Genomic DNA, 20,060 nt, shown 5'->3' with positions numbered 1-20,060 from the left:
TAAAAGGCAAAGATACCTTTTTTTATACATATTTATAGAATCAAGTATATTTCATTTTTAATCCGCCACTGCGTAGGAAAAATGCTTTTGGTTGCGGGTCACCTTATCCATATTCCAGGCGATCTTACCTTTAAATTGTTCCGAACGTATTGGACAGTCCGTCACCTGGCAATAACGGCAACATTGTGGGAGACAAGGGTCCGCATGTACAAAAAACTCAGTGCGAACAGACATTTCCTTATTGACAATCTTATCGACAGCCGAAATTTCATCGTGTACCTTCACTAAATCAAGGTAACTGGGCAAGGTCAGATGGCAATCCACATGCAGTTCGTTGCCATAGCGCTGCACCCGAAGATTATGCACATCAATCCACTCCGCTTTACGGTTACGTTCCAAAATACCCACCACATCCTGCACAAGTTCGGTATCCGATTCATCCATCAGGCCACCGATAGACTGCCGAAGCAATTTGTAGCCATTGAATAAGATAAAAAGTCCCAATATAATAGAGATTACCACGTCGATCCATTGGAATCCCGTTAGCTTCATCAGAATTAAGCCCAATATCAAGCCGATTGTACTGTAAGCATCCACCTGCAGGTGTTTGCCATCCGCCACCAAAGTAATGGATCCCAAGGCACGCCCTCTTTTCATGATATAAAGTCCCACAGCAAAATTGATCAGCGAGGTAATTCCAATCAAATAGATCCCTTGTTCGAGATGCGTAATTTCTGCTGGGAAAAAGATATTGTAACAGGCTTTGGCCAAAATAATCGCACCAGCGATAAAGATCAGCCCGCCCTCAAGGAAAACAGAGAAAAACTCAACTTTACCATGTCCATAAGGATGGTTTTCATCTTTAGGTTGCGCAGCAAGATAGATGCTATAAAATGCGAAACCTGAGGCCACAACATTGACGATACTCTCGGCAGCATCTGTAAAGATGGCGCTGGAATCTGTTAAAAAATAGGCAACAAACTTAATGATCATTAAGCCTATTCCCGTAAACAACGATAATAAAACCAATCTTGTTTGTCTCGACATGACCTGTATTTTGTAGGGCAAAGGTAAAGATATAACGCCAAATCAAATTGATTAGTTTTACACATCAATAGCACAAAGATGTCAATATTTGTAGGCTAAATCGCTTCAAGCGCTTTTTGTTACCAAAGCACCAATAAAAACAGCCGTTTTCTTTGTAAATTTTCAAAAATAAAGACAATTATTTGCAACGTATATAATATCTTTGTCTTACCATGAGCACATCATCATACTTATCAGACAGGATAAATAATTTGTCCGAATCGGCTACACTTAAAATGACCAAGTTGGGCCGCGAATTAGCAGCAAAAGGCGTTAATGTAATTAGCCTTAGCGTAGGTGAACCTGATTTTAACACGCCTGAACATGTAAAAGATGCAGCAAAGAAGGCCCTGGATGAAAACTGGACACGTTATTCGCCAGTACCCGGATACCCTGAATTGCGTCAGGCGATTGTGAATAAATTGAAGACAGAGAATAATCTGGACTATGATATTTCGCAGATCGTTGTTTCAACAGGTGCAAAACAATCTCTGTCTAATGTGATCTTAACATTGATCAATCCAGGTGATGAAGTAGTTATTCCTACACCATATTGGGTGTCCTACTCAGAGATGGTTGTTTTAGCAGAAGGAAAATCAGTATTTATCAATACCGAGATCGAAAATAACTTTAAGATTACACCTGCACAATTGGAAGCGGCTATTACGCCAAAAACCAAACTTTTTATGTTCTCTTCACCAAACAATCCAACTGGAACAGTTTATAGTAAAGATGAGCTAGCTGCATTGGCTGAAGTTTTCGAGAAGCATCCACAGATATTCATTCTATCTGATGAGATCTATGAGCACATCAACTTTGTGGACAAACACGAATCCATTGCACAGTTTGACAGCATCAAAGATCGTGTTATTATCATCAATGGTTTCTCAAAAGCCTTTGCGATGACGGGTTGGCGTTTGGGCTATATTGCAGCCAACAAAACTATTGCGGCAGCAAATGATAAATTGCAGGGCCAGACAACATCAGGAACTTGCTCGATTTCACAACGTGCAGGTATTGTTGCATACGAACAAGGATTAGCGTCAGTCAACAAGATGAAAGAAGCCTTTGCGCGTCGTCGTCAATTGGTCTTTGATCTATTGAGCGATATCCCGGGGGTACGCACCAACCTTCCAGAAGGTGCATTCTATTTCTTCCCTGAAATTTCATCCTTCTTTGGCAAAAAAGACCAAGATGGCAATATCATTAAAAATTCATCTGATCTAGCTTTATATTTATTGAATGTTGGTCACGTCGCAACAGTAGGTGGTGACTCTTTCGGTAATGACAACTACATTCGTTTATCTTATGCTGCTTCTGACGAAAGTCTGATCGAAGCATTAAAGCGAATCAAAGAAGCATTAGGCAAATTAGCATAATCAATACACAGTATACTGAATGGGCTATCCAAGAAAATTGGATAGCCCATTTTTTTATCAAGCCCTCTGTATTCTCCACCGTGGTCTAAGCAGATACGCTCTTTTATTTAATAAGCTCCATCACCTCGATAAATTTCTTACCCATATTCTTCGGGTCAAAAAGCATTTTTTCTACCTTATCGAGTTCAAGAGCCTCTAAATGATCGGGCAACAAACTCTCTTTCATCAATTTCCGCAATTGCTCCCAGTCCGCACGATTGATCCTATGCTGAACTAATTCCATCATCTGGACGGCATTGCGGTATTCCTTACTTGTTTTCAGTTCCACCACCATATCGATCCAGTCACCGTAAGTGAAAAGCCTGCTTTTTTCCTTTTGCAATTGTAAAGCTTTCATCTTTACGATATCGTAACCTAACAGCATCTCCGTGACAGAATCAATCTCCATACAGGTAGCTATTTTAGCATAGTCTTTTGGGAACTCCCTCCGCGCATCATCATCCAGAAGCCTACAGAAGGCCGGCACCTCCCCTTTCAGGGAGTCACAGTTCTGCTGCGCATGCAGTTCCAGTGTCATGATCAGGACTAGTCCAATTGCTAATATCCGCAGATAAATAGATTTCAATTTCATGCTTCGAAGATACCCATTTTTGGGAAATATCATCCATAGCACATAATTCACAATGATTTTGGCGCTTCAGCCAAATATTTATTACATTTACCTTTATGAGTATTTTAACAGAAAAATTCAAAACGAAGCACGATACCGCTCCGTTTTCACAGATAAAAAACGAAGATTATATCCCTGCATTTGATGCAGCAATCCAAAAGACAAAAGATGAAGTTGACGCCATTGTCAACAATCCTGGCGCAGCGACATTTGACAATACCATTGCAGCGATGTCCTATTCCGGACAGACCTTAGACAGGTTGTCCAGTATCTTTTTCAACCTCCATTCTGCGGACACCAATGATGAACTCGAAACGATAGCACAGGATGTTGCCCCTAAATTGTCCGCTTTAGGCAATGACATTACACTAAACTTTGACTTGTTCAAACGCGTAAAAGCAGTTTACGATCAGAAAGATCAACTGTCACTTACCACAGAGCAAACAACGTTATTGGAAAAATCCTACAAAGATTTTGTCCGCAATGGAGCACTGTTGAACGATGAACAGAAAGAACAGTTGCGTGCGATTGATTCCGAACTATCGCTTTTAAAATTAAAATTCGGTGAGAATGTTCTTGCAGAGACCAATGCCTACCAGCTCCTGGTTAGCGAAGAAAAAGATCTGGCGGGACTTCCAGAGGGAGCCATTGAGGCAGCCCAGGCATTAGCTAAAGCCAACGAAAAAGAGGGCTGGTTATTTACTCTGGATTTCCCAAGTTATCTGCCCTTCGTCACCTATGCCGATAACCGCGAATTGCGTCGAGAGATCACACTGGCAGCAGGGCGCAAGGCCTTTCAAGACAATGAATACAACAATGTTCAAAACGTGTTGAAAATCGTAAAACTACGTTTTGAACGTGCTAAATTATTAGGTTATGCCACCCATGCAGATTTTGTGTTGGCCGAGCGTATGGCGCAAAATCCAACAAAAGTAACAGAATTTCTGAAAGATCTGCTTGGAAAAGCAAAACCGGCAGCACAGCATGAGTTTGCTGAATTAGGTGCTTTCGCCAAGAAACTGGACGGTATCGAGCAGCTTGAGAAATGGGATGGCGCTTACTATGCAGAGAAGTTAAAACAGGAACGGTTTAATCTAGATGACGAAAAGCTGAAGCCCTATTTTAAGCTCGAGAATGTGTTGCATGGTGCATTTGAGGTTGCCCACCGACTATTTGGTATCAATTTCAAAGAAGTCAACGACATTGAAACCTATCACGAAGAGGTTCAGACTTTTGAGGTCACAAAAGATAATGGTGAATTGGTAGCGATCTTCTACGCCGATTTCTTTCCACGTAAAGGGAAGCGAAATGGTGCTTGGATGACATCTTTCAAGCCACAGTATGTGCAAGATGGCAAACAAGAACGTCCGCATGTAGCTATCGTATGCAATTTCACCCGTCCAACAGCGACTAAGCCTTCCCTATTAACCTTTCAGGAAGTAACAACCCTATTTCATGAATTCGGTCACGCCCTACATGGCATGTTAGCGGATACCATCTATCCGACGCTATCCGGTACATCTGTCTATTGGGATTTTGTTGAGTTACCAAGTCAAGTCATGGAAAACTGGTGTTACGAAAAAGAAGCCTTGGAATTGTTTGCCAAACATTATGAAACAGGTGAAGTGATCCCAATGGAGTTGGTGGAAAAAATCCGTGAGAGTGCATCTTTCCTAGAAGGAATGGCCACGATGCGCCAATTAAGCTTTGGTCTGTTGGATATGGGCTGGCACGGACAAGACCCAAGTGCCATTGCTGACCTGAAAGCATTTGAAGATGAGCAATTCGCATCCACCAAGTTGTATCCCGATGTGAAAGAGAATGCGATGAGCACAGCCTTTTCCCATATTTTCAATGGCGGCTACTCATCAGGCTACTACAGTTACAAATGGGCCGAAGTATTGGATGCAGATGCGTTTGATTATTTCAAACAAAATGGCATTTTCAACACCGATATTGCCCATAAATTTCAGAACAATATCTTATCCAAAGGGGGAACAGAACATCCAATGGTGCTCTATAAGCGATTTAGAGGGCAGGAGCCGTCTGTTGAACCCCTACTCAAACGAGCAGGATTACTAAAATAAAAGGCGGTATCAAAAGTCAATCTTTGTGATTGACGTCAATAATAATTTTTTGAAACTCCCTACAATGATTATATAAGGCCCAAGTTCGATTACGAATTTGGGCCTTATTCTTTTCTAATCACAGGGAATATGGAGTACCTTCCAATTTGCTTTTGATTTGTAATCAAAGATTTTCCATGCCATTTTTTGATAATCATAAAATTTAAAAACATCAAACAATATTGAACATTATTTCCGAATTCTAGTCCAGCCAAATGACAAACTACACAAATCTGCTCCAATACCCCCTACTTTGTTCCTAAAAGATCCCTTTTCACCTCAATAATATTGACCTATCTGACTACAAAAAATCGTAAAGAATTTGCTATATTCACCATTTATTAATTCTTCAAAAAGATAGAAATTAGGGATCAATCCAAACAGCCTCATATCATGAGTGAAATCAACTTCTTATTACGCGATAAAAACCGGCGCAAATTTTTCTTCAAATGCATTTTAATCGGTCTCCCCCTATTGATCGGTCTGGCATTATTGATCAATTATATGGAAGATAGTTCAGCTGCCAAAGGTACTCCGAACGCCAAAGGTGGGATGGACTATTACTTTAGGGACGCCGTTACCGAAACCGCTCCGGATGTATTGTGCAAACTGATTCCCATGTATCCTAATGGTAAAATCACCTACTACAACTTTTCCACCGATCAAACCAATAATCCAGCCGGAGATCTATTTCTGTTTACACCCGATTCTTTTGAAAAGGTAAAAGCATTCTATCAAGAAAAAGGAAAGATAATTGATGATGGGACAGATACATTTGTCTGTAATATTGGTGGAAAGAAAATAACCTTAAGCAAATTCACAACGAAAGAAGACGACCCAGTCCAAGGCGAAAATAAGATCAATATTTCATTTTAAATTTTGCAGTAGCAGGCTCTATAACATCAAATTTATCATTAAACAATAAATAGGTTTGAAGTCTCAGTACAGTCCATTATTCCTGCTACAGTTTGAGTACACGACACCATTGAGCTATTTTTAACAGAAGATTCCACAAATAAAAGCTGCCTGTATTGATTTATCATCAAAAAAGCCGTATCTTTGTAAGACATAATTGGGGTTGACCGGAATTGACAGGATGGAGACGGTTATGTAAGCATGTAGTGCGTTGTTAGTAGAGCACTTTAATCTGAACTTTCAGAATTACAACTGGCGAAGAAAACTACGCCTTAGCTGCTTAAGTTAGACTTAACATAGCTATTTGTCCCGTTAGATCCTGTTCTTTGGTTTAACATTCGGGGCATCGAACGATAGAACTGGCAAGTGTGATGTTGCTAAGCACTTGTGAGAAACAGCAACTACGGCGTACGGTATAGGTAAGCTACTCACCTTCCCTCGCTCGACAATCAAAGAGAAGCTAAACATGTAGAAAGCGTATACAGTACCATGACTGGACGAGAGTTCGAATCTCTCCAGCTCCACAAAAAAGCTCAGCAATCGTTGAGCTTTTCTTGTTTTCAGCCGCTATCCCGTACGAAACTGTTTCCTATATTTTAGCGGGGATGCCTTTGTCACCACCTTAAATTGTTTGCTAAAATGTGCCCAGCTGTTATAGCCACTATTATAGCAGATGTCCAAAATAGGCCGATCTGTATCGCGTAATAATTTGCAGGCATGTGCGATCCGCAGTTCTTTGATAAAATCAAAATAACTCTTTTTTATGTTCTTTTTGAAAAAACGACAAAATGCCGAAACAGACATATTGGTGCTGGAAGCAACCTCTTCGAGTGAAATCGGATTTAAAAAATTCTTAAAAGAATAGTCTATTATGGCTTCTATAACAATGTTTTCTTCTCTACCGGCAATCGTATCAAAAGCCATCGTAATCACCTTTTGCTCTTCGGACGACCCAATCCGTTCCATACAGTTCAGTAATAACTGAATACGTTCAAGCCCCTCTGTGTTTTCTATTTTGCGGATCATGAAATCAATTTCCGCTGAAAGATTTCCCATAAGCTGGATTCCTGTGCTGTCATTTTTCAACAAACCAGCGATCACATGCATCTCTGGCAGCGCCAGAAATCCCGCCCCCCAAAAGTCCTTGAGGAAATGAACAACAATAGCACTACCAACCGCATCCTGCTTGGACTTACGGAACCAATGTGGCAGATCCGAACCGAGGAAGAACACATCTCCCTGCTTATAATCGCCGATATAATCGCCAATAAGCGCTGTTCCATTACCTTCCGTGATCACAATCAGCTCACACTCGGGATGCCTATGCCAAGCCGTTTCAAAAGTGGGCGTCCTGTACGTTCGACAGGCGAAAGAATACTGTTCTTCGACATGTATTTTCTGGATCAGTGTTTTCATGATAAATTATTGCTAGCGAATACATCTGCTATCTGAACACATAATATACGATTATAAACACAACAAATAGCAAGATAGCATATTTTTTCACCCAAATAGCAGTTGAAAGATGCGCAACTGATGCTGTAAATTTATCTTACGACAAGGGAACCACATGTAGATGTATGCGGCTATCGCATAAAAATAAACCGAAATAAAATTATGAACTCAATTTCAACGATAACCAAGTATGGAAAGTAATACCTATGATGCCATCGTTGTTGGCTCTGGCATCAGTGGCGGATGGGCCGCAAAAGAGCTTTGTGAAAAGGGCTTAAAGGTTCTGATGCTGGAACGCGGTAGCCCCTACGAGCATGTCAAAGATTATAAATCTGCCTTACGCGAACCCTGGGATCTCCCACACCGCGGACGCACGACTGTAGAACAGAAAAAGAAATATCCCGTTATCCACCGTGGCTGGGCAGCCTCCGAAGCAGTCATGGATGGTTGGGCAAATGAAGAAGATTGCCCCTATACCGAATTGAAACCCTTTACGTGGTGGCGCAGCTACCGGATGGGAGGACGATCCACCTTATGGGGTAGACAATCCTATAGGCTAAGCCAAATGGACTTCGAAGCCAATGAACGAGATGGGGTTGCCGTACCATGGCCCATAGGTTACAATGATATCGCCCCTTGGTATGACCATGTCGAAAAATTTGCCGGAATCAGCGGATCCCTAGAAAATATTGCACATCTTCCGGATGGACAGTTCTTGCCGCCCATGGAGTTGAACTGCGTAGAAAAAGATGTAGCCAAACGCATTAAACAAGAATATGGGGACAAGCGGCACCTGATCATTGGGCGGGTTGCAAACCTTACAGTCCTGATCCCTGGGCGCTCAAAATGTCAATTTCGGAACCGATGCTGGGAAGGATGTCCTTTTGGAGGCTATTTCAGCACCCAGTCCTCTACCCTCCCTGCCGCAATGAAAACAGGCAACTTAACTGTCAGGCCTTATTCGCTGGTTCGGCAGATACTCTATGACAAAAACACCAAAAAGGCCACTGGTGTTGAGGTCTTAGATACCGAGACCAACCAAACCTATGAGTTCAAGAGTAAAGTGGTTTTTCTATGTGCTTCGGCCCTCAACAGCACTTGGGTCTTATTTAACTCCGCAACGGACATTTGGCCCGAAGGTTTGGGGAGCAGCAGTGGCGAGTTGGGCCATAATGTAATGGACCATCATTACAACATCGGTGCTTCTGGAATAGTTGAAGGCTACGAAGACCGCTATATATTCGGCAAGAGGGCCAATGGGTTTTATATTCCCCGATTTGTCAATATTGGCAGTGACAAAAGAGACTACCTACGTGGCTTCGGCTATCAGGGCGGTGCCAGCCGTGAAGGCTGGGGCAAGGAGGTTGCCGAACTCAATATAGGTGGTGATTTTAAAGATGCACTTACGGAGCCCGGTCAGTGGACTATCGGTGCAACAGGCTTTGGAGAGATACTCCCATATCACGAAAATAAAATCTCACTGGATAAAGATCGCAAGGACAAATGGGGATTGCCTGTATTAGCCATGGACGCTGAACTGAAAGATAATGAGTTGAAGATGCGAAAGGATATGCAGGAAGAGATGAAAGCAATGCTTACTATCGCTGGTGTAAAAAATATAAGCACCTGGGACAGTGGCCATGCCATGGGACATGGTATCCATGAAATGGGAACCGCGAGAATGGGACACGATCCCAAAACCTCGGTGCTCAACAAGTGGAATCAGGTTTGGGATTGTCCCAACGTATATGTTACCGATGGCGCCTGCATGACCTCATCGGGTTGCCAAAATCCATCATTGACCTATATGGCGCTGACGGCACGGGCGGTTGACCATGCTGTCAATGAACTCAAAAAAAATAATAGCTAAGCCCATGGAAAGAAGAACACTTTTAAAGATGATTGCCCTGCTTACTGGTGGAGCCGTGATTGGTGGCAATGCTTTTTTGACGGGATGCAGTTCCAGCAAAGAAAGCGACCTCAAGGAACGCCTCAATTTAACTCCCGAGCAAATTGCATTCCTGGACGAAGTAGCAGACACCATACTTCCAACTACCCCAAAAAGCCCGGGTGCCAAAGCAGCCAAAGTGGGTTCGTTTATGAAGGTTATGGTGAACGATTGCTATGAAGCTCCGGATCAACAGATCTTTCTTGAAGGAATGGACAACTTGGATGCAGCCTGTAATAAAATGCATAAGTTGGGATTCGTGGAAGCCACGGCTGAGCAAAGGCTTAGCCTACTCACAGCAATCGATAAAGAGGCAAAAGAGTATATGTCCAAAAAAGGAGATTTACCCAACCATTACTATACCATGTTTAAGCAATTGACACTCCTAGGCTATTTCTCTTCGGAAATTGGCCATAAACAGGCGTTGCGATACAACCAGGTACCAGGTCGATACGAAGGAGATGTGCCTTATAAAAAAGGGGATCGTTCCTGGGCTTAAAATAACGAACTTACGGATATAAGGTTCCACAAAAGGAACCCTTTCACCTAAAAAAAGATTTATGACAACAATTAAAGGACCTGCTATTTTTTTAGCGCAATTTGCCGGTGACAATGCACCTTACAATACCTTGGAAGGTATCTGCCAATGGGCAGCTTCCCTCAGCTACAAAGGTATCCAGATACCTACTTGGGATGCGCGCTTAATAGATCTTCAAAGAGCTGCTGAAGACAAAGCTTATGCACAGCAGCTCCAGTCTACTGTACAATCCTATGGACTGGAGATCACCGAATTATCAACACATCTACAAGGGCAACTGATCGCTGTACATCCGTCTTTTGACCCATTATTTGATGCATTTGCGCCACAAGAGCTGCATAATAATCCCAAAGAGCGACAACAATGGGCCGTACAGCAGCTCCACTATGCGATTAAAGCCTCTCACAATCTTGGCTTAAAAGCCCTCGCAACCTTTAGCGGTGCATTTCTCTGGCCTTATGTTTACCCCTGGCCACAACGTCCCGCAAATCTGATCGAAACAGGGTTCGCTGAACTCGCCAAAATGTGGCTCCCCATATTGGATACCTGTGAACAGTGCGATGTCGATCTTTGCTATGAGCTTCATCCGGGTGAAGATCTACATGATGGCGTTACTTTTGATCTGTTTTTAGAAAAAGTAAATTACCATAAACGGGCAAATATTCTATACGATCCATCACATTTCGTTCTGCAGTGCCTCGATTACCTGGAATTCATCGACATCTATCACGAACGGATCAAAATGTTCCATGTAAAAGATGCTGAATTCAACCCATCTGGTCGTCAAGGTGTTTATGGTGGATACCAAGATTGGCAAGCAAGAGCTGGTCGTTTTCGCTCTATTGGTGATGGACAGGTCAATTTCAAAGCAATTTTCACCAAGTTGACACAATATAATTTTCAGGGCTGGGCAGTCCTCGAATGGGAATGTGCATTTAAGAATTCTGAGGATGGCGCTCGCGAGGGTGCACAGCATATCAAAGAGTACATTATCCGGGTAAGCGATCGCGCATTCGACAATTTTGCTGCTGCTGGTAGCGATGATGACTTGAATAGAAAATTGATCGGTTTATCAGAATAATAGCCTAAAATAAAGTTATTATGGAAATCAGAAAAATCAGAATGGGCATGATAGGCGGTGGCAAGAATGCCTTTATTGGTGCTGTGCACCGTATGGCTGCAGGGATAGATGGACAGGTCGAACTATGCTGCGGCGCATTAAGTTCTGACCCCCTTAAAGCACAGGAGTCCGGAGAGCTGCTTTCACTCCCTACGGATCGAATCTATACAAATTTCCGGGAAATGATCCTGCGCGAAAGTCAGTTGCCCCCTGACGAACGGATGCATTTTGTTAGTATTGTCACTCCCAATGTTGCCCATTTTGAACCCGCCATGCTTGCACTTGAACATGGATTTCATGTACTTCTGGAAAAACCCATGACCTTCTCCCTGCAAGAGGCCCAATTATTACAGCAGAAAGTCAATGAATCGGGATTGCTACTTTGCGTCACCTATACCTATTCGGCCTATCCGATGGTCAAACAAGCACGCCAGCTGGTCCGTGAAGGCAAGCTCGGCAATATCCGTAAAATCATGGTCGAATATCCACAGGGCTGGCTCAGTACATTGATCGAAAACGAATCGCCACTTGCCGCCTGGCGGACAGACCCTGAAAGAGGTGGACTAAGCAGCTGTATGGGCGATATCGGAACACATGCCGCTCATCTGGCTGAATATATTTCCGATTTAAAAATCACCAAAGTATGTGCTGATCTTCGTACGGTCGTAGCAGGAAGGCGACTGGAAGATGACGGTAATGTCCTGCTGGGATTTGAAAATGATGCAACAGGCGTACTCTCGGCTTCACAGGTAGCGGCAGGCGAAGAGAATGCTTTAAAAATAAGGATATATGGAGAAAAAGCCGGTTTAGAATGGAACCAGCAAGAGCCCAATAGCCTCCTGCTGAAACCGCTTAACGAACCGGCACAACTGTTCCGTGCAGGACAGCAATATCTCAGTCCTCTGGCTCAACACAACAGTCGCTTACCCGCTGGGCATCCGGAAGGCTACATCGAAGCATTTGCCAATATCTATCGGAATTTTTCAGCTACAATTCTTGCAAAAATAAACGGCACCAGTCCCTCCGAGGCCATGTTGGATTTCCCCACCGTCGCAGATGGAACTAGGGGCATGAAATTTATCGAAACGGTAATAGCTTCTGGGCAGTCCAGTCAAAAGTGGACTCCACTATGATCAAGCCTATAAGGACATCGGCATGAAAAAAGATTCAATACCCGAAATTACTACGTCATCAAGTAGGAGTCTCGTGACAGCTCAGTAATTTCGGTATTTTAGGTTCTTTTTTGGAAGGCTTTATATTGGAATGCCCTATATCAACGTACAATTCCCTTATACACTGCATCCCGTAACACCCCACCTTCGGTATCACCGGCATATTCCCAATACATTGCTCCCAATAAGCCCTGTGCATACACATAATCACATTTCAAGGCAATGGATTCTGGAGTTTCAAAAGTCAGCACCAATTCTCCCTGTGCATTGACCAGATAGTGGGCCTTCGCTTCATTGTCCCATTTCTGTTCAAAGCCCTGTAAATTCAGAAGATCCTTATAGTCTATAAACCCCTTGATGTCCGTTTTATTTCCCCGTCCGTAAAACGGAATACCGAGCACCAATTTTTCGGCAGGCATTCCAGCGGCAATATGCGCCTTGACAGCTTCAGCACAAGTCGTGCGCCCCGATAAGGGAGAACGATGCAAACTCGCATGGTGATACGGTGGATTGCCCGAGTCGTAAGTCATGATGTTCACAAAGTCTACATCGTTTTTAATCTGATCAAAAGCAATATACTGACCACTTGATACCGAAGCAAGTGTCAATAGTTTTTTCCTACCAATAGTTTTCCGGATATCCCGCATCAATAAGGTAAAATTCTCGGTATCCGATTCCGCCGCAGAAATACCGGCAGAAGAGTTGGTTGGATATTCCCAATCAATATCAATACCGTCAAGTTTAAACTCTTTTACAACCCGTTCACAATCCTTGGCAAATTTTTCCCGATTAACGACATTAGCAGCCATTTCACTAAAGCGACCACTTCCCCATCCACCAATGGATAACAATACCTTCAAATGAGGATGTGCCTTCTTCAACTCAATAATACTTTTTAATCTTGCTTCATTGTCGATACGCACGCCGTCAAAATTGTCATTTACATGCCCGAATGCATAATTGATATGGGTCAGGTAAGTCGGATCCGGCATCACTGTTGACCAGGATGTAACGTAGGCAATCACCACTTTTTTATTTTTTCCCTGTGCACAACTCCGTTGTGGACTACCTGTCATTAACAATAAGGCTATCGCTGTAAAGCCAAGGGTTATTAACTTGAGGGGATTTATACTATTTTTAGATTTCATACACATCATAATATTAAAGATTCGAATTAAACTGAACTGATCCAAAGTCGCTTGACTAAATTCCGTTCTCTATTGAGCCATATAACAAGCGGACAACGATCCGTCTTCTATTAAAGTTTTAAATAGATATTTATCTTTTTCAGTAAAATAGCATACCACAGCATGGCGAAAGCCCATAGCAGCGAACCAGCAACAGCAAGGAGCATGTTACCCGATTGTTTATAGAAAAACAAAGGAATCTGCAATCCCCAACAGATGAAATAAATTAAATCCGGTGCGAGATAGGTCGTCAAAGAATTCTTTCCGGCTTCCTCGAAGACGAATATTCCTTTATGATATTTCCGAATATCTATTACATAGTAGATAACAAGCAGTAAGAGCAGGCTGATACCACAACAGAGCAATGCCCAGCTCGGCGTGCCATGAATTTTGGACAATATAAACCAAGGACGCAGTGCAAACCCGCCCACTAACCATAGTATTCCAATAATTAGCATCCAACCTAAAAGTAGCTTCGGTGTAGCGGCATACCGTTTGATCAATAGACCAATGATTGTCCCGGCCAATACAATGCAAGGTACATTACCCGATAACAGCACATTCAGGTAGCTCCCAACAATTGGAATATGCAATTTGTATTCCGTTTGAGAGAGGATATTCAGGAGAAGAAACAATAGCCAAAAGCATGCTACAATAGCGAGCCTTCCCCGACTTAACACAAAAGTAGTAGCTGCTGCAAAATAACCCCATCCGATCAAGCCCAAGATTCCCCACCAACCAATCTCCAAGCCTTTACCTTCCGCAGCTTTAAAGCAATAAACCAAATAACAGATCCCCAAGACTCCAAGAAGACGCATACTTTTAAATAAAGTTTGATTGCCGGATGTAGTAGGATACCTATTCCAGATCAGAAATACGCAGAGATACAACAATCCTAGCCACCAAAAACTAGACATACCCGTCAATGAAGCATCCACACGTCCACCGTTCAGAATCAAGATACCAATCAGGATCAAACTCGCTGTACGGGTGACAATATGCGCAAAAATCAGACAAGTAGATTCCCCCAGTTTCTCTCGGGCAGCAATAGCATAGGGCACAGCCATGCCGACCATAAAAAGGAATCCCGGAAAAACCCAATCCGCCAGCCCCATGCCATCGACTTCCGCTTTGGTATGCAACAGCCATTCTGGAACACCGGGTGCAAATAAATCGTTGACAAATAACATGAGAAATAGAGTCATACCCCGCATGACATCCATTGAGCGAATTCGAATTGATTGTTTAGGTTGTTGTTGATCCATAATGATACGATAAATCCAAAGAAAATCAGCTGTCATAGCCCAAAAACGTCCCGTTTACTCAATTCTGCCACGGACTACTCAGCTACTTTAAGGAATTATAAAATGAAGGGCTCGGTCGCTTAAAATACGCGTACACGATTCCGTTTGCATTCAGGTTTATAATTTTTAGCAAACAGAACAACTATTTGCTTACCCTAAGATGAGCATATTATATCATATTCAAGAGAAATAATTGTTCAAATTAGTGTAATTTTTGCTTTTATCATACAGGTTTCTTGGAATTATGGCTTTATCTTATACCTATTGAAAAGTACATTGCTTGCTGTACATTCCATTTAGCCCCTTTTTGCCAATGGCGGGGAGTCCGATGTGGTATATCCGCTGTTGCATAAAAACAATCGAGTTAATGCAAAAAGCTGAAACCGAATAAAACGTGGAAAAACTTGATCAAAAAGCATCAACTATAGTATAAAACTAATATTTTTGATCCTAGTTCTAAAACAACAGATAAAACATGAGCCAGTTAGTATTTCGTGACGCTAGACAAGAAGATTTACCTCGTATCGTAGCCATATACAATACCACCATTGCTTCAAGAATGGTCACAGCAGACACCAGTCCTGTAACCGTAGAAAGCAGACAGAAATGGTTTGATGAACACAGCCCGTCAAAGAGACCATTATGGTTGGTAGAGGAAAAAAATAATATCCTCGGCTGGGTCAGCTTCCAGTCTTTTTACGGTCGACCAGCATACGATGCTACAGTAGAGATCAGCATCTATCTGGATGAACAGCAGCGAGGCCGGGGACTGGGGAAGCAAATTCTCCAATACTGCATAGACAAAGCCCCAAGCCTTGGCGTAAATACCCTATTAGGCTTCATCTTTGCACACAATGTCCCTAGTATCACCTTATTTGAAAAAATGGGATTCCAGGAATGGGCCAACCTTCCCAATATCGCTACGCTAGATGGGGTAGAACGAAGTCTAAAAATACTTGGGAAAAGATTGAATTAGGCCTCAGCATTGTCTTTCAAAAGAAAAATCATTAGCTTTAAGTAATTATTTTAAACTCTTAAAGCCACAGGTATGAATCCACGACCACACACACTGCTATTATTGACTCTTTCTATGTTGTTTTGGATCAATGTTGCAACGGCACAAGATCCAGAACGGATAAAGACCATCACAATTTCCGCAGATTCAGCCTATACAAAAGTCGTACAAGCACTTCAAGAAAGTGGTTACAATATTACTAAACTAGACCGTCCTTCAGGTTTTATTCAAACCAGTGTATCTCTAAAAAGTAAATCAATATTTGGTCGTGATGGTGATAAAAGAATCTTCAATTTCTTAGTTGTCTCACTCCCGGATCGAAGGTCCAAAATCATTCTCAATATATTTCTGTTCGAACGGCGTACAGTTGGAAGCGGTAATGCTGAAAATTATTACTACGATGACAAAGGCCTCCTCCAGGATGATAAAATCTATCAGCAGATCTGGGATAAAATTTTACCGCTGCTGTAATAAAGCTTATAATATATTTATATTATTTTGGCAGTGAATTATCCTTGTGATAGTTCACATTCTTAAATTGAGCAGCAACCATGTGTATAACCAAAAAAAACAAACGTTATTCATTTCTAATCTTACTTATTCTTTTAGTGCTTTTTGCATTCCTCATTATCCATCTACTCAAAACCAAATGGGGAGAAACAGATAATCAAAGGGTGCTTCTACAATAAATTTTACAGCCACTATAAGTAATCGCCCGGTATTGAGCTATATTGATATTGTTAGCAATGGAACATCGAGACCAGAGGCCATCATCCGCGTTTTGCTACGATGTGTCAATGAGCTCCAGAAACCATACTTATAAGGAATCATAACCAATAGATCCGTATGGCTTTCTTTGACCTCATCACGAATGGCCTTCACCACCTCATTTGAAGTTACATTTTTATAGTAATAGCTGACGATCCCCATCACATCATTGATGGCTTCGCGGGTTGCGGTACCTTTTTCCTCGTTTAGCTGTTCGACGGTTTTACGGATATTGAGCACCTCTAAGACAGCATTAAAGTCAGCTGCAAAATCTTTAACTTTTTCTAGAATTTCCTTTTGAACACCACGAACAATGTCGCAGGCAAATAGAATATGTTTTAGGCCAGTAAATTGTGCTCCCAATGGTACGGAGAGAATAGGAATTTTTAGTCTACTGATGGCTGCGGTCGTCGTATTGCCCAACATATCCTGGTCAAACGAACGTTTGGCCATACCCATGACCAATAGATCGGCATCTGTTTCCTGAATACATTTTGTAATTTGATCATAGAACAAACCCGTAGCCAGATAAGGGACCGTGGGCACCCCACTCTGCTGGGTAATAGCTTCCGCTTTATGTTTTAAAATCTTGTTTTGATGTTCAAAAATTTTGAACATAGAATCGGGAGAAAGACGTGCATTCATCGCATGGATGGAAGGGTTCTGGAGAGAAAATAAGACAATCTCATATTCTTTACCTGCAAAAACTTCCAATATAAAATTCAAGGCATGTTCTGCCTCTTCAGCGTAGTCTGTAGCAACAATAATCCGTTTCATATGATCCGATTTAATACGATTAAACAATTCCTTATTAATACGATCAAGTTACCGAAAAATAATAAATTTGTCAACCGGACAATTGTCTCAGCATCGTCAATTTTCTCCCGATTTTACAACTATTTTGAATAGCTATCTTTTACAAAAGAAGCCTTTTTCAGGTAGTCAATGCTTTGCTCAAGACCAGTATAAATATCATTGCGTGTATCTTCCAATTCAACGAACAGATATTTCAGTCCACCTGTTTTAGCATTGTTAAAGATAGCATCAAATCCGACCATTCCACTTTGACCGATTTCACGGTGGTCTTTGATATGTAAAGCTTTAAATCTGCCAGCGTACTTGTTAAAATAATCCACAGGGCTTACATCTCCGATTACTGCCCAGTAAACATCCATTTCAAAAAACACATTTTCAGGATTGGTATGCTCCAACATGTAATCGAACATCACTTTATCCTCCACCTTTTTAAATTCGTGTGCGTGATTGTGATATCCATACAATATTCCCTGTTGGCGGCATTTTGCACCCACAGCGTCCAAATAGCGGCATTGCGTTTCAAGATCTTTGAGCGTCTTAGGCACATCCATCCAAGGCGTTACAATGTATTTCATACCAGCGGCTTTGTGTGCAGCGATACATTCGTCCCACCATTTCAAGGACTCGGAGAAATCGCCGGAAGCAAGTTCCTGCGCAGACAATGTTTTTGTCGCATGTGAAGACAAAACCTTCATTCCTGTTTTTTCCACTTTGGCTTTAAATTCCTGTGGGCTTAGGTTGTACAGTTTACCATCTTTATAGCCAGCAGCTTCTACGCCTGTATAACCGAGTGAAGCGATCTTTTGCAGAATTTGATCGAAATTCGGGTTTTTGCTGATTTCTTCACGTACAGAGTACAACTGTAGACCAATTTCTTTTTTTGCGGCTTTTTGTTGCGCAAAAGTCGGATTGACGGCCAATAGCATGCAGCCGGCCATTAAAGATCCGATAAGTGTTCTTCTTTTCATATGTTTTTATTTACTCATACAGACCTACCCAACACGAAAGCTATGGTAAACATCAGTTTACGGGTTGTTTAGGTTTGTTCGTGTTAAGTGCAGCTGCAATGTATGCAAATCCATTAAAAAACACAACGTTTTGGTTTTTTATTTATTCACATTCCTTCGTTTTTGAAGGTTATCGGAAGTCTTCTTTCAACTCGAAAATCGAACATTTTAAACGATTTGCAGTTCAAACTTGTTCTATTGGTAGAGACAACAATTAAAAAGATGGAAAATCAATTCAACACCCCAGAGCATAGCAATGAGAAGCAGGAGGAAAAATTACCCCCTATAGCCGTTGAAGAAAAAGATGATGCACCTGCCGGTCGCAATATCAAACGAACGATTATTATTGCCGTTTGTGTGCTGATCGTATTTTATTTGATCTATTATTTTATGAGTGCACATTAATTGGCAGGAAGTACATAAATTATCAAATTGACAGTTATCCAACTGGAATAATTCAGTTTTATCATTCTACGGACTGATAAAACTGAAACAATTATTATATTTAGTTATCGGACATAGTTATTACACCGATAATTTTAAAAAAATACAAACACAAGTATATTTATTAAACTAAATACAATTTTTTGCACAAATACACTACCATTATTACTTATGAATGATCCCAACAGAAATCGGTCGTGTCTAAGGATATGTCCCAGACATCGAAATTACCACCAATCAAATGTTGAAAATAAAAAGAGGATAGCTTTTTTATAACTTATGAATTTGAGATCTATTGCTATTCAATAAATTGATTCTAACTTGGTTCCATTTCGTTCCCTACCCAAAAGATCTGATCTCGCAAAAATGGCAAATTCCAGTCCTCGATATAGATATTATTTTCAAATTCTGCGGACCAGCCATCTGTAACAACGTCTTCCTCCCCTTTTTCTTTCCGGCTAACGATATATTTTCCGGTAATGAAATTGATAGATTTTGTAATGAAGACTGCGTCTTTCCGATAACTCAGATCATAGCCTATGATTTGAATCCTACGGTTTTCAATATTAAATCTATATTTTATTCTTTCAATCAAATCTTTCCTTTCTCCAGATATATTCGGCACTGATTTCTGATCTGGATATTCAACTCTTATTTCAAGGATCTTATTGTTTATAAATTTAAAAAAGGTCCAATAATCGACACCCTCTCTATTATATAAAATACTATTATTCAGAATATTTATATTGACTTCTCTTTTTATCGCGGATAGATTAGCTGAAAGAACAGATTGGACGATTTCATGTTCATTTTTTACGATTTTGAAATAATCAGGAATAGTATCATCATCAAATTTCGATGATAAGCATCCTGCGATTTCCTCATCCTTTATTCTTTCTTCGTCCATTTCTATTTTTTTATAACCGCTATCCTTTTGAACTTGTCTGTTTCCGGCTTTCAACTTTTTTTGTGCTCCGTTCACGATTATTTTTTGCACGCTGTTTTCACAGGATTGCACGATAAAAACTAGGAACAGCAATAGACGTATCTTTTTCATTCGTTATTTTATTGGATAGTTTATTAAATCGTAGATCAACTCATCAATATTTC

18 protein-coding genes and 1 other RNA gene are annotated in these 20,060 nt (G+C 41.3%); 11 read left to right on the top strand and 8 right to left on the bottom strand.

Annotated elements, in window-relative coordinates; translation table 11 throughout:
- Nucleotides 1–57 precede the first annotated feature (57 nt).
- A complete protein-coding gene (locus tag OGI71_RS24510) occupies nt 58–1,047 on the bottom strand; it encodes a cation diffusion facilitator family transporter (protein ID WP_282252687.1) in 990 nt (329 codons plus the stop codon).
- Nucleotides 1,048–1,259: 212 nt separating this feature from the next.
- Here OGI71_RS24510 and OGI71_RS24505 point away from each other — a divergent pair, with 212 nt between their 5' ends.
- Complete coding sequence (locus OGI71_RS24505; protein WP_282252685.1) at nt 1,260–2,465, top strand: pyridoxal phosphate-dependent aminotransferase; 1,206 nt, start codon at nt 1,260–1,262, stop codon at nt 2,463–2,465.
- Nucleotides 2,466–2,568: 103 nt separating this feature from the next.
- Here the strand turns inward: OGI71_RS24505 and OGI71_RS24500 are convergent, their stop codons facing one another.
- Complete coding sequence (locus tag OGI71_RS24500; protein ID WP_282252684.1) at nt 2,569–3,096, bottom strand: hypothetical protein; 528 nt, start codon at nt 3,094–3,096, stop codon at nt 2,569–2,571.
- Nucleotides 3,097–3,191: 95 nt separating this feature from the next.
- On the opposite strand from OGI71_RS24500, the gene OGI71_RS24495 reads away from it, so the two are divergent.
- From OGI71_RS24495 to ssrA, 3 genes are all read left to right on the top strand, one after another.
- Nucleotides 3,192–5,222 (top strand): M3 family metallopeptidase, encoded by a 2,031-nt coding sequence (locus OGI71_RS24495; RefSeq protein ID WP_282252682.1) that lies wholly within the window; start codon nt 3,192–3,194, stop codon nt 5,220–5,222.
- A gap of 432 nt (nt 5,223–5,654) precedes the next feature.
- On the top strand, nt 5,655–6,137 hold the full coding sequence (locus OGI71_RS24490; RefSeq protein ID WP_282252680.1) for a hypothetical protein: 483 nt from the start codon (nt 5,655–5,657) through the stop codon (nt 6,135–6,137).
- A 198-nt stretch (nt 6,138–6,335) separates the two neighbouring features.
- Nucleotides 6,336–6,703, top strand: a transfer-messenger RNA (tmRNA) gene (gene ssrA / locus OGI71_RS24485).
- 40 nt (nt 6,704–6,743) lie between these two features.
- On the opposite strand, the gene OGI71_RS24480 is transcribed toward ssrA, so the two are convergent.
- Nucleotides 6,744–7,592 (bottom strand): AraC family transcriptional regulator, encoded by an 849-nt coding sequence (locus OGI71_RS24480; protein WP_282252679.1) that lies wholly within the window; start codon nt 7,590–7,592, stop codon nt 6,744–6,746.
- Between the two features lie 229 nt (nt 7,593–7,821).
- On the opposite strand from OGI71_RS24480, the gene OGI71_RS24475 reads away from it, so the two are divergent.
- The 4 genes from OGI71_RS24475 (at nt 7,822) to OGI71_RS24460 (ending at nt 12,370) form a co-directional block, all read left to right on the top strand.
- Nucleotides 7,822–9,501: a GMC family oxidoreductase gene (locus OGI71_RS24475; protein WP_282252678.1), complete on the top strand. Its 1,680-nt coding sequence runs from the start codon at nt 7,822–7,824 to the stop codon at nt 9,499–9,501.
- 4 nt (nt 9,502–9,505) lie between these two features.
- Nucleotides 9,506–10,078, top strand: a complete 573-nt coding sequence (locus OGI71_RS24470; RefSeq protein WP_282252677.1) for a gluconate 2-dehydrogenase subunit 3 family protein — start codon at nt 9,506–9,508, stop codon at nt 10,076–10,078.
- A 61-nt stretch (nt 10,079–10,139) separates the two neighbouring features.
- On the top strand, nt 10,140–11,198 hold the full coding sequence (locus OGI71_RS24465; RefSeq protein ID WP_282252676.1) for a sugar phosphate isomerase/epimerase: 1,059 nt from the start codon (nt 10,140–10,142) through the stop codon (nt 11,196–11,198).
- A gap of 20 nt (nt 11,199–11,218) precedes the next feature.
- Nucleotides 11,219–12,370, top strand: a complete 1,152-nt coding sequence (locus tag OGI71_RS24460; RefSeq protein ID WP_282252674.1) for a Gfo/Idh/MocA family oxidoreductase — start codon at nt 11,219–11,221, stop codon at nt 12,368–12,370.
- Nucleotides 12,371–12,510: 140 nt separating this feature from the next.
- Here the strand turns inward: OGI71_RS24460 and OGI71_RS24455 are convergent, their stop codons facing one another.
- Nucleotides 12,511–13,557: a glycoside hydrolase family 18 protein gene (locus tag OGI71_RS24455; RefSeq protein ID WP_282252672.1), complete on the bottom strand. Its 1,047-nt coding sequence runs from the start codon at nt 13,555–13,557 to the stop codon at nt 12,511–12,513.
- 110 nt (nt 13,558–13,667) lie between these two features.
- Entirely contained in the window at nt 13,668–14,861 is a 1,194-nt protein-coding gene (locus tag OGI71_RS24450) for a DUF5009 domain-containing protein (RefSeq protein WP_282252671.1), read from the bottom strand.
- A 514-nt stretch (nt 14,862–15,375) separates the two neighbouring features.
- Between OGI71_RS24450 and OGI71_RS24445 the strand changes: the two genes are divergently transcribed.
- Entirely contained in the window at nt 15,376–15,876 is a 501-nt protein-coding gene (locus OGI71_RS24445) for a GNAT family N-acetyltransferase (protein WP_282252669.1), read from the top strand.
- A gap of 72 nt (nt 15,877–15,948) precedes the next feature.
- On the top strand, nt 15,949–16,386 hold the full coding sequence (locus tag OGI71_RS24440; RefSeq protein WP_282252668.1) for a hypothetical protein: 438 nt from the start codon (nt 15,949–15,951) through the stop codon (nt 16,384–16,386).
- 255 nt (nt 16,387–16,641) lie between these two features.
- On the opposite strand, the gene OGI71_RS24435 is transcribed toward OGI71_RS24440, so the two are convergent.
- Both OGI71_RS24435 and OGI71_RS24430 read right to left on the bottom strand, forming a co-directional pair.
- The gene (locus tag OGI71_RS24435) at nt 16,642–17,460 is read right to left on the bottom strand and encodes a universal stress protein (RefSeq protein WP_282252667.1); all 819 of its coding nucleotides are present in this window, start codon (nt 17,458–17,460) and stop codon (nt 16,642–16,644) included.
- A 119-nt stretch (nt 17,461–17,579) separates the two neighbouring features.
- Entirely contained in the window at nt 17,580–18,467 is an 888-nt protein-coding gene (locus OGI71_RS24430; protein WP_282252665.1) for a sugar phosphate isomerase/epimerase, read from the bottom strand.
- Between the two features lie 261 nt (nt 18,468–18,728).
- Here OGI71_RS24430 and OGI71_RS24425 point away from each other — a divergent pair, with 261 nt between their 5' ends.
- The gene (locus tag OGI71_RS24425; protein ID WP_282252664.1) at nt 18,729–18,911 is read left to right on the top strand and encodes a hypothetical protein; all 183 of its coding nucleotides are present in this window, start codon (nt 18,729–18,731) and stop codon (nt 18,909–18,911) included.
- A gap of 355 nt (nt 18,912–19,266) precedes the next feature.
- On the opposite strand, the gene OGI71_RS24420 is transcribed toward OGI71_RS24425, so the two are convergent.
- Entirely contained in the window at nt 19,267–20,007 is a 741-nt protein-coding gene (locus OGI71_RS24420) for a hypothetical protein (protein WP_282252663.1), read from the bottom strand.
- Between the last annotated feature and the right edge of the window lie 53 nt (nt 20,008–20,060).

The organism is Sphingobacterium sp. ML3W (assembly GCF_029542085.1).
Taxonomy (GTDB): Bacteria; Bacteroidota; Bacteroidia; order Sphingobacteriales; family Sphingobacteriaceae; genus Sphingobacterium.
The sequence above is the reverse complement of the archived record's forward strand: the minus strand, read 5'-3'. Positions and strand labels throughout refer to the sequence as shown.